General features: G+C 67.6%; 9 protein-coding genes and 1 pseudogene. 5 read left to right on the top strand and 5 right to left on the bottom strand.

What is annotated here, in order from left to right; translation table 11 throughout:
* Window positions 1–100: 100 nt before the first annotated feature.
* From tnpC to HNR00_RS19780, 5 genes and pseudogenes are all read left to right on the top strand, one after another.
* A pseudogene (gene tnpC / locus HNR00_RS19805) lies at window positions 101–1,002 on the top strand (IS66 family transposase); the annotation flags it as partial.
* A 983-nt stretch (window positions 1,003–1,985) separates the two neighbouring features.
* Window positions 1,986–2,279: a hypothetical protein gene (locus HNR00_RS19800; RefSeq protein ID WP_183572206.1), complete on the top strand. Its 294-nt coding sequence runs from the start codon at window positions 1,986–1,988 to the stop codon at window positions 2,277–2,279.
* A gap of 101 nt (window positions 2,280–2,380) precedes the next feature.
* Entirely contained in the window at window positions 2,381–2,668 is a 288-nt protein-coding gene (locus HNR00_RS19795; protein WP_183572204.1) for a BrnT family toxin, read from the top strand.
* Window positions 2,646–3,074, top strand: a complete 429-nt coding sequence (locus tag HNR00_RS26090; RefSeq protein ID WP_246390819.1) for a BrnA antitoxin family protein — start codon at window positions 2,646–2,648, stop codon at window positions 3,072–3,074. The genes HNR00_RS19795 and HNR00_RS26090 overlap by 23 nt, the downstream gene beginning before the upstream one ends.
* Window positions 3,075–3,077: 3 nt before the next feature.
* Entirely contained in the window at window positions 3,078–3,470 is a 393-nt protein-coding gene (locus HNR00_RS19780) for a hypothetical protein (protein WP_246390818.1), read from the top strand.
* Window positions 3,471–3,550: 80 nt separating this feature from the next.
* On the opposite strand, the gene HNR00_RS19775 is transcribed toward HNR00_RS19780, so the two are convergent.
* From HNR00_RS19775 to HNR00_RS19755, 5 genes are all read right to left on the bottom strand, one after another.
* The gene (locus tag HNR00_RS19775) at window positions 3,551–5,686 is read right to left on the bottom strand and encodes a hypothetical protein (RefSeq protein WP_183572202.1); all 2,136 of its coding nucleotides are present in this window, start codon (window positions 5,684–5,686) and stop codon (window positions 3,551–3,553) included.
* Window positions 5,687–5,988: 302 nt separating this feature from the next.
* Complete coding sequence (locus HNR00_RS19770; protein ID WP_183572200.1) at window positions 5,989–6,213, bottom strand: hypothetical protein; 225 nt, start codon at window positions 6,211–6,213, stop codon at window positions 5,989–5,991.
* Between the two features lie 8 nt (window positions 6,214–6,221).
* Window positions 6,222–6,461, bottom strand: a complete 240-nt coding sequence (locus tag HNR00_RS19765; RefSeq protein WP_183572198.1) for a profilin — start codon at window positions 6,459–6,461, stop codon at window positions 6,222–6,224.
* A 9-nt stretch (window positions 6,462–6,470) separates the two neighbouring features.
* On the bottom strand, window positions 6,471–7,247 hold the full coding sequence (locus HNR00_RS19760; protein ID WP_183572196.1) for an HK97 family phage prohead protease: 777 nt from the start codon (window positions 7,245–7,247) through the stop codon (window positions 6,471–6,473).
* Window positions 7,248–7,258: 11 nt separating this feature from the next.
* The gene (locus tag HNR00_RS19755; RefSeq protein WP_183572194.1) at window positions 7,259–8,062 is read right to left on the bottom strand and encodes a hypothetical protein; all 804 of its coding nucleotides are present in this window, start codon (window positions 8,060–8,062) and stop codon (window positions 7,259–7,261) included.
* Between the last annotated feature and the right edge of the window lie 31 nt (window positions 8,063–8,093).

The following is an 8,093-nucleotide window of genomic DNA, read 5'->3' as shown; positions in this document are numbered from 1 at the left end:
GCTCACCCGACCGGCTCCGCCGGCCAAGCTACCCGTGGAGCAAAGGCCGACCCTGCACTAACTTCGAACTTGGACCACCTCGTGGGGGCAGATCAGGGAACGGGTGGTCGCACCGGCGCCGGAGGCGGCGCGCGGCACCCCGTTTGGTCCGCGGCTGCATGCGGTGGCGACGTACCTGAAAACCTTCCAGGCGCTCTCGTACGAACGGTTGCAGGCGGCGCTGTCCGACCTGTTCGGCCTCACGCTTAGCCAGGGCGGGCTGATGAACCTGCTCCGCCGCGCGCAGGGCTGCTTCCGGTCCGGTCGTGACGCGGCCATCGCGACCCTGCGCCGGGCTGAGGTCGTCGCCTGCGACGAGACCGGCGTGCGGATCGAAGGCTCGAACGCTTACCACTGGCTGTTCCACTCGGCCGACGCGGTGGTGCACACGGCCTCGCCGACACGCGGCGCCGGCGTGGTGCGGGACATGATGGACGGGCATCGGCCCGCGGTGTGGATCTCGGACCGCTACACCGCCCAACAAGGCCACGCGGATGAGCACCAGACCTGCCGGCCCGCGACGTCGCCTATGTCGTCGAGGTCAGTGACGATCCCGTACCCTGGCGCCTGCAGCTCTGGTTGCAGAGCGTCTTCGCCCTGGCCGAGCGCGTCACCGACTTGGCTGCCGCGACGCTCTCGGCCAAGCGCCGGAGCCTGGATCGGCAACTCGGCGCCATCCTGGTCACGCCGAGCCGCTGTGACCTGACCCGCGAGCTGCAGGCCAAGATCAGCCGCGCCCGCGATCAGCTCCTGGTCTTCCTCGCCTATCCTGGAAAGGTCGAGCCGACCAACAACGGCTCCGAGCGGCTCCTGCGTCCGGCTGTCGTGCAGCGGAAGGTCACCAACGGCTATCGCGCCATGTGGGCCGCCGAGGGCGAGGCCGCCATCCGCACCGTCGTCGACACCGCGCGCCTGAGCGGCGCCAATCCATTAGGCTCCATCCTGAAAACTATCGGCGCTTGAACCCTGCCATCAGGCGCGTGAGTAATTACGCTGATGCTATCGCCACCTTGAGCACCGTACGTGCTGATAAGATAAGAACCACTTTGCCCGACGGTGCAGGCTGTGATCTGCCCAGTGTAGGTAAAGGTGATAGGGTTCATTGTAATCCCTTAGTCGGGCAGAAGAGGGCTGCGAGACCGAAGCGTGACATAATTTATGATTGTTCAAGTGGATGACTTGTCGGAATTTTTACACGCGCCAATTTGATGTGACGAGGGCTTATAGAACTCGACCGGGATCAACTTATTGCTAGGGGAGGGATAATCGGCTTTTCTTTCGCAGATGTGACATATTGGCGATGGCGCCGGTGCTGTCGATTATTTTCGCGAACGCTGTTTGCCGTTTCCTTTTATCGATAACGGGCACGGCGGTTCTATTCAGGTGCCGGTATGCTCGAAACTCAAGATTTTCGCACCGCCTCTCGGCCGTTGCCATTTCAGGGGCTTGTCTGGTTCGCAAATCCGGCTCGAACAAGTCCGTTTAGGGTGGACCCATACCGGACCGGTGGCGCCGGTCTTCATCCCCGAACCCGTAGCGTACCTTACGCCACTGGCACGGACGTCCGGTTCCGGCCTTAGCTTCGAAGCCCGCTCTCCATCCCTAGCAGCCCTTCGCATGCCCAAGCTGATTAGGTTTTGACCCTAGCGTATCACTCAATCTGGCGTTAAGTCTCTGAGATGATGGCAGTTCTCAGAAAATTGGTGCCCAGGAAAGAAGTAAAATAAAACAACAAAATCAACGCCGATTGCCTCAGGTGCGAGATATCTGCGCCCCTTAAGCGGCAACGGTTATTTTCGATGGCTCCCGCACCCAAAATGCCTGCTCACGACAAGATGTTCAGTGCTGGCACATCGCGCATCCGCCCCTTCCCGCGACAAGCTGGCGGCAGTAGCGTCAAGATGGGCTGTGGCGGCAATTTTCGCCGGCGAGCGGAGGGGCGAACGGTGCTGCGACTCGTCACGGCAATCACGTTGGCGTCATGCGTCTCCGCGAAGGCGCAAACCGACTGCTACGGCACCGTCCGATCCGTCTCGACGCTCACCTTCGCCGAGATCGAGTGCCGGGAAGATTTCGGGGCAAGCGCGGCGGCGGGAGCCGTTCAGTCCTGTGCAACGGTCCTTTCGGAGCCGGAGTTCGACCAGACCACCAGGGAGGCGGACACCGCGTTCCGCTCGCGGGTCGTGAAGGACGGGCTGGCCGCCGTGTGCGCGGACATGCGTCGCTCCGCGAGGCGGTGACGAGCCGGAAAGGCGCGCACCTACCGGAATGACGTGCCGGTTGGATCGCGCCAACCCGCTTGCCAGCCTCAATTTCAGTAGTTACTAAAAAACCCATGCTGATGGTGTGGGACGAACCGAAGCGAGAGAGGAACCGGCTGGCCCCGCCCGCCGGTCACGGCCTCGACTTCGTGGACGCCCGCGACCGATTCGAGTGGGATACGGCGATGATCCTGCCGGCGAAGGCGAGCGCGCGGGGCGAGGAGCGCCACATGGCGGTCGGCTTCCTCGACGGCCAACTCGTGGCGCTCGTGTTCGCCTACCACGGGACCGAGGCGATCTCAGCCATCAGCCTGCGTCGCGCCAGCAACCGCGAGAGGAGGGACTATGCCGAGCAATCCCAGGCGTGAAACCGCAACGCCCCGCGTGGTCGAGATGCTGTCCGAGGAGGAGGAAGCTGCCCTCCAAGTCGAGATCGCGACCGATCCCGACGCGCCTGAGGCGACGACCGAGCAACTGGCGCAGATGCGTCCGGCCCGCGAGGCGATGCCGCCGGCCCTCTTCAAGGCTCTGACGCGCCGGGGCCGCCCGCGCTCGCCGAACAAGCTGGTGCAGGTGACGCTGCGCCTTGATCCCGCGGCCCTGGCCTCGTTCCGGGCCACGGGGCCCGGCTGGCAAGGCCGTATCAACGAGGCGGTCATCGTGGGCTCGCGTCGGCTGCCGCAACAGTCGGGCGCCGATGACGCGGAGAAGTTAATTCAGCAGCCACAGCGTCCGGCCAAAGAGCGTGCTGCGAAGCACCGCAGCAAGGCGTGAGCTATGAAGAAGGCGCTGTTCGATGAACTGGTCGACAGCCTGGAGCAGGCCGCAGCCCACGCCCGCGGCGAGACCGTACCGGGACTCGTCGTCCATGTCCCGAGCGAGATCGACGTCGGAGCAGACAACGGCATGGACCTCTCGGAATTCAAGATCGGCGGCGAGTTCCTGTGCGGCCCTGGACGCTGGCGTTGCACCGACATCGGCACGCGCGTCGTCGTGGCGATCCGCGTGGACGAGGCACAGATTTCCAGCAAGGAAGTCGGCGAGCCCGTCGTGACGCGCACGCTCACCGGAGCGGAGGCCGAGGCCATCGGCTGGTTCGACGGGCCACCCTACGGAGTGCTCGAATACGTGTTCGACGAGGACGATCGGACGGTATGCCGGCCGGCCTGATCCCGACAGCCCGGAACGCGAAAAGCCCCGCCCAGCCGGAGCCGGGCGGGGTGGCGGTGTGCGGGCTTGGGGGCGATAGCTCAGGTCATGTCCATCTGCGACCGCCCGCGCTCCACTTTCGTGTCGCGGAACAGGTCATCCATGGACGCTTTCGCCTTCGACCCCGGCGGGAAGCCCTCCAAGGTGATGTGCAGGCTGCCCTTGCCGCCCTTCGCGACCGGCGCACCTTCACCGTAGAAGCGACGCATCATGCGGTCGCCGGGGCGCTCGCCGGAGCCCGGCACCTCAAGCTCGTCGTCGCGCAGGCGGCTCATCTTGCCCGGCTCGTTCGAGCGCAGGCGTTGGTGCCAGGGCACGTCAGCCTCGCCTGGGGCGCTGGCCGCGACGTCGCCGTCTAGATCCGTCCGCAACAGCGCTGCGGCCTTCCGGCGATGGCCGTGCATCTGGTGCTCGACCTTGTCCCGCACCGTACCCCAAGCGCCGCCCGCCGCCGCGTCGCTGGCGTTGTAGCGACCTACCCGCCCGGCATTCACGGCGCTGTAGATGTCGAGGATGCCCATGCCGGGCTTCACGCCGGCATCCCGGAGGTAGCGGGTCACAGCGCGCATCTGCTCGCCCGCCGACATATCGGCCGTGACGCCGTATTTTTGGGCCTGCGGCTCACCCCACTGGATCAGCCCTCGATGCGTGCCCCACTTCGTGGTCGGACCGCGCTTCCACTTATCGAAGGTGCCGCCGGTCTCGTAGGAAAGCACCGTCGCGATGTCCTCAGCCGACACCCCGAGATCCTTCGCGGTCTGGCGGATGCCTGCCGCAAGGCCATCGGGGTACTTGGCGGCCAAAGGACCGTCCTGCCCCTCGGGAACTCCGCCACGCTGCCCGCTGATCGCGCCCTGATAGGGCACGGGTGCACGCAGGGATGTCGTTCCACCGTTGCCCAGCGGGCCGCTGCCACCGGAGTTGCCGAGCGGCCCGCCGAAGCTGCCACTACCGCCGCCGCCATACCCACTCAGCGGGCCACCGCCGAACCTGCCGAACCCTCCCCCGCCCCAGGCCGCCTTCTGGATCAGCGAGCCGCCGCCGGCCGGGCCGCCGAAGCTCGACGGGTTCAGGGTTGCACCCTGCTCGCGCAGGCGTCGCAGCTCGTCAGTGAGGCGCTGGATCTCCGCAGTGAGGCGGCGTTCCACCTCGGGCTCGCGCACGATCCGCTTGCGGGCATAGTCGAGTTCGCCGGACTTCTGGGCGAGCTCCCGCGCGGCGGTGTCGGCGCGGTTTTGGCGTTCTTTTTCAGACTTCGAGAGGGGGCGCTGTCCTCGCATCTGCGCATCGAGCGACTCGTCGAGATCGGTCGGCGGGCTCTGGGAAGGAGCGTTCTTGTCCTGACCAAAGAGACCGCGCTTTTCGATGAAGTCGACAGCGCCGACCATGCTCTCCAGCAGCGGTCCGATGAATTTCAGCCTAGCACGCTCCGCGGCCTCGCTGATGTGGTTCATGTGCTTCTGGAAATCCTTGGCCGCCTGCTCGGTATCCTTGTCCATCTTGCCGATGGCCTGGGAGACCTCGCCGAGCGCGCCCTTCACCGTGCCGGTGAGGTTCGAGGCGATCAGGCCGATGTCGTCGGTGCCGAACAGCAGGCGCGAGACCCGGCGACGGACCTCGGAGTCGGGGATCGCGCGCAGGCCTTCCATGCCGCGCTGGATCGCCTGCTCCATCGACTTCGAGCTGGCCAGGTCCTCGGCGAGCTTGGCGAGGTTCATCGCCTGCAGCTCGACGTAGGTCGAGCCCTGGCGCTTGATCTCGTACATCTGCCCGGCGAACGACTTCGCCGCGCTCGTCATCGTGTCGGCGGTGACGCCGAACCGCTCGCCCAGCGCATTGAAGGCGCGCAGTTGATCGACGGTGAGCCCGATGTCCTTCGATGTCTGGCTGAGGCCGCGCGTCTTAAGCGAGAACTCGCCCAGCGCCGAGGCCATCCCGCCGATCGACAGGGCGACGCCGATGCCCGACACGCCAAGGCGCGTCAGGACGGGGGTGACGCCGTTCAACGCGCCCTCGAACCGGGTGATGCCGCCGCGGGCTTCGTCCCAGTCCTTGCGCCACGCGCTGGTGTGCTTCTTAGTCGTGTCGGAGACGCCGACGATCTCGTGTTTCAGCTTGGCGAGAGGGCCGGTGAACTGGTCCTCGACCCGCGCGACGAGGCGCATGTTGTCAGACACGGCGGGTGTCCTTCTGGATGGTCAGGTCTGGATGGGGCAGGTGAGGTCAGGGCGGATCTGCGCTGAGCCAATTTTACTTCGCGTCGTGCCGTCTCACGGGTTTCCGTCGACGCGCGGGCGCGGCCAAAAAATCAAGTCACATCAGTTGCTTGTGACGCTTATCTGGCGCACGTTTTCAGGCTCGCCCGTCGGCCAGACATAAACATAAAATCCGGTTTGAAAATTTCTTAGAGGGTGAACCGGTGGGGTCCGAACTACCCTCGACCCCGGCACCCCCTGGGAAGGACCCAAGGGGTGGGGCGCTATCGCCGCCGCAGCGCGGCGCGGGCCTCGCGGGCGCCGCGGTCGTAGTCGGCCCGGAAGCGCTGGGCGGTTACGATGTCGGCGGCCTCCTCCTCAGTGTGCTCCGGGGCGTCTTCATCGTCGCGGTCGTCCTCGGGCGGCAGGTCGTCCAGCGTCTCGGGATCGATGAGCGTGAGCTTGCGGAGGGCGGCGCCTTCCAGTCGTGGGGCTCGTCTGCGGTTCATGGGATGCCTCAGTGAATGGCCTCGCTCGCTGGCTGAGCCATGGCGAGGCAGAAGAGGTCGAAGGCGCCGCTGAGCGTGGCGACTTGCTCGGCGGACAGGGTGAAGTCCCCGCCCAGGGCCCACACCGCGACGCTGCCGTCCTTCCCTCGCGGGAAGCACGGTCGCTGCATCACGTCGCGGAGGGGTTCGGCGGCGCGGTGCACGGCCAGCATCGCGGCGAGCACCGTGTCGCGGCTGTCGTCAGCCATGGGTGATCCTCAGCGGCCGGGCATGTGGCCGCGCCACAGGAGGCGCCGCGCTGCCTTGGCGCCTGCCTTCCGGTCGGCGGCCTCGCGCTCGGCGACGCGGCGCGGGTCGGGCTCGCGCGCCCGGCCGGGATGGCGCCGCAGCGCCGCGAGCGCCCGCTCGGAGGCGCTCGGCTCCCGCTTCGGGACCGGCTTTCCGAGGATACGGGCCGCCGCGCGGGCGCCGCGCTCCATGTCCGTCTCAGGCGGACGGGGCCGGGCGCCGGTGCGGCGGCCGCGGGCCGAGCGGATTTGCGAGCCTGCATCGGCGGGGACCGGAACCGCGGAAATCTCCAACGGCTCCCACTCGGTCGCGATCTTGAGCGGCGTGGCGCCGTCCTGCTCCACCGTCTCGTATCGGTGGACCCAGTAGCCCACGCTGACGTTGCGGATGACGCCTTCGCGGATCTTGAGCACGATGTCGGCGACGTCCCGGGCGCGGGAGAGCTGCACGAGGCAGAGGCCCTTGCCGCCCTCGATCCGGGCCGAGCCGCGCACGACGCTGCCGACGACGCGGGAGCACTCGGACGAATCGTGCGTGTCGATGAAAGCGGCGCCCGCGTTCAGGCGGTCGAGGTTGACGGCGCCATCGTCCAGGGACAGCGCCTCGTCGAACTCTTCGCCCGTCCAGGGGTCGAAGGTCCGCACCGTGGCGCCGGTCGTCCACACCACCTCAATGGTGTAGCTCTCAGGGTCGAAGCTGTCGGAGCGGACGCGGCTGGCGCGGCGGCGGGTCTTGGGATCGGACATGCGTGCCTCCCTCAGCGCGCGAGCTGGCGCCAGTCGGTGATGCCCGCGACGGCGCCGGGGGGCGCCTGCGGAGTCGGCGCGGCCCAGAATGCCGGGTCGCCGTAGGCCACGCCGGGAAGATTGACCGCGTGGCGCAGCGGGACATGGGACACGGCCGGGCTGAAGGTCGTGAGGCCCTTGCCGCACTCGACGCGCACCTCTTCGATGTTCGGGTCGCCGGGGTGCCAGTGGTGGACTTCGAGGCCCGTGCGTCGGTCCCGCCGCACCGTCTTGAACTGGGTCTCGCCGGGCGTGTCGATGCTCGGGCGCCCGCGGTTCGGCTCGGGGTCGGCGATCCTCTCCACACCCTCCGGGAGCGCCGCGTTCGCGGCCTTCACCAGATTGCCGGCCTTCACCAGATTGCCGGCCTTCGCCGTGCGGCCGAGCAAGTCGGCGATGGCGCGGGCGAGGCGCGGATACTCCTCGTTGTAGAGGCGGGCGGCCTCGTCGGCGGCGGCGCGAGCCTCGTCGTAGGCCGCGCGGCGCGTGGCCTGCTCCGCCGCATGAGCCTCGGCGGCGGCGGCCCCCTCCATCTCGGCGACGAGGCGGGTGCGGCGCGAGGCGTGCACCTCGGCTTCGATCTCCGCGCGACGGACCTTGGCGTCCAGCGCCTCGATGCCGTCGAGGTCGCCGGCCTCAACCAGGGCGGGCCGGGCGGCGCGCTCGCGGTCCAGCGCCTCGGCCGCGGGCACGCGCTCGGCGTCCAGCGCCTCGATCTCGGCGGCGACAGCCGTGGTGGTGCGTCGGCCCATAGCGGGCCCCTTGATCTTGCTCATGTGGTCCTCGGTCGGGTTTCGGTGAGGCGGC

Origin of the sequence: Methylorubrum rhodinum (assembly GCF_014199935.1) — a bacterium.
GTDB classification, from domain to species: domain Bacteria; phylum Pseudomonadota; class Alphaproteobacteria; order Rhizobiales; family Beijerinckiaceae; genus Methylobacterium; species Methylobacterium rhodinum.
This window is presented reverse-complemented; position numbering and strand designations above follow the sequence as displayed.

Coding starts and splice junctions, on each gene's coding strand:
- HNR00_RS19795 (WP_183572204.1), top strand. CDS start 2,381: ATGGTGTGGGACGAACCGAAGCGAGAGAGGAACCGGCTGGCCCCGCCC.
- HNR00_RS19755 (WP_183572194.1), bottom strand. CDS start 8,062: ATGAGCAAGATCAAGGGGCCCGCTATGGGCCGACGCACCACCACGGCT.
- HNR00_RS26090 (WP_246390819.1), top strand. CDS start 2,646: ATGCCGAGCAATCCCAGGCGTGAAACCGCAACGCCCCGCGTGGTCGAG.
- HNR00_RS19770 (WP_183572200.1), bottom strand. CDS start 6,213: ATGAACCGCAGACGAGCCCCACGACTGGAAGGCGCCGCCCTCCGCAAG.
- HNR00_RS19760 (WP_183572196.1), bottom strand. CDS start 7,247: ATGTCCGATCCCAAGACCCGCCGCCGCGCCAGCCGCGTCCGCTCCGAC.
- HNR00_RS19765 (WP_183572198.1), bottom strand. CDS start 6,461: ATGGCTGACGACAGCCGCGACACGGTGCTCGCCGCGATGCTGGCCGTG.
- HNR00_RS19780 (WP_246390818.1), top strand. CDS start 3,078: ATGAAGAAGGCGCTGTTCGATGAACTGGTCGACAGCCTGGAGCAGGCC.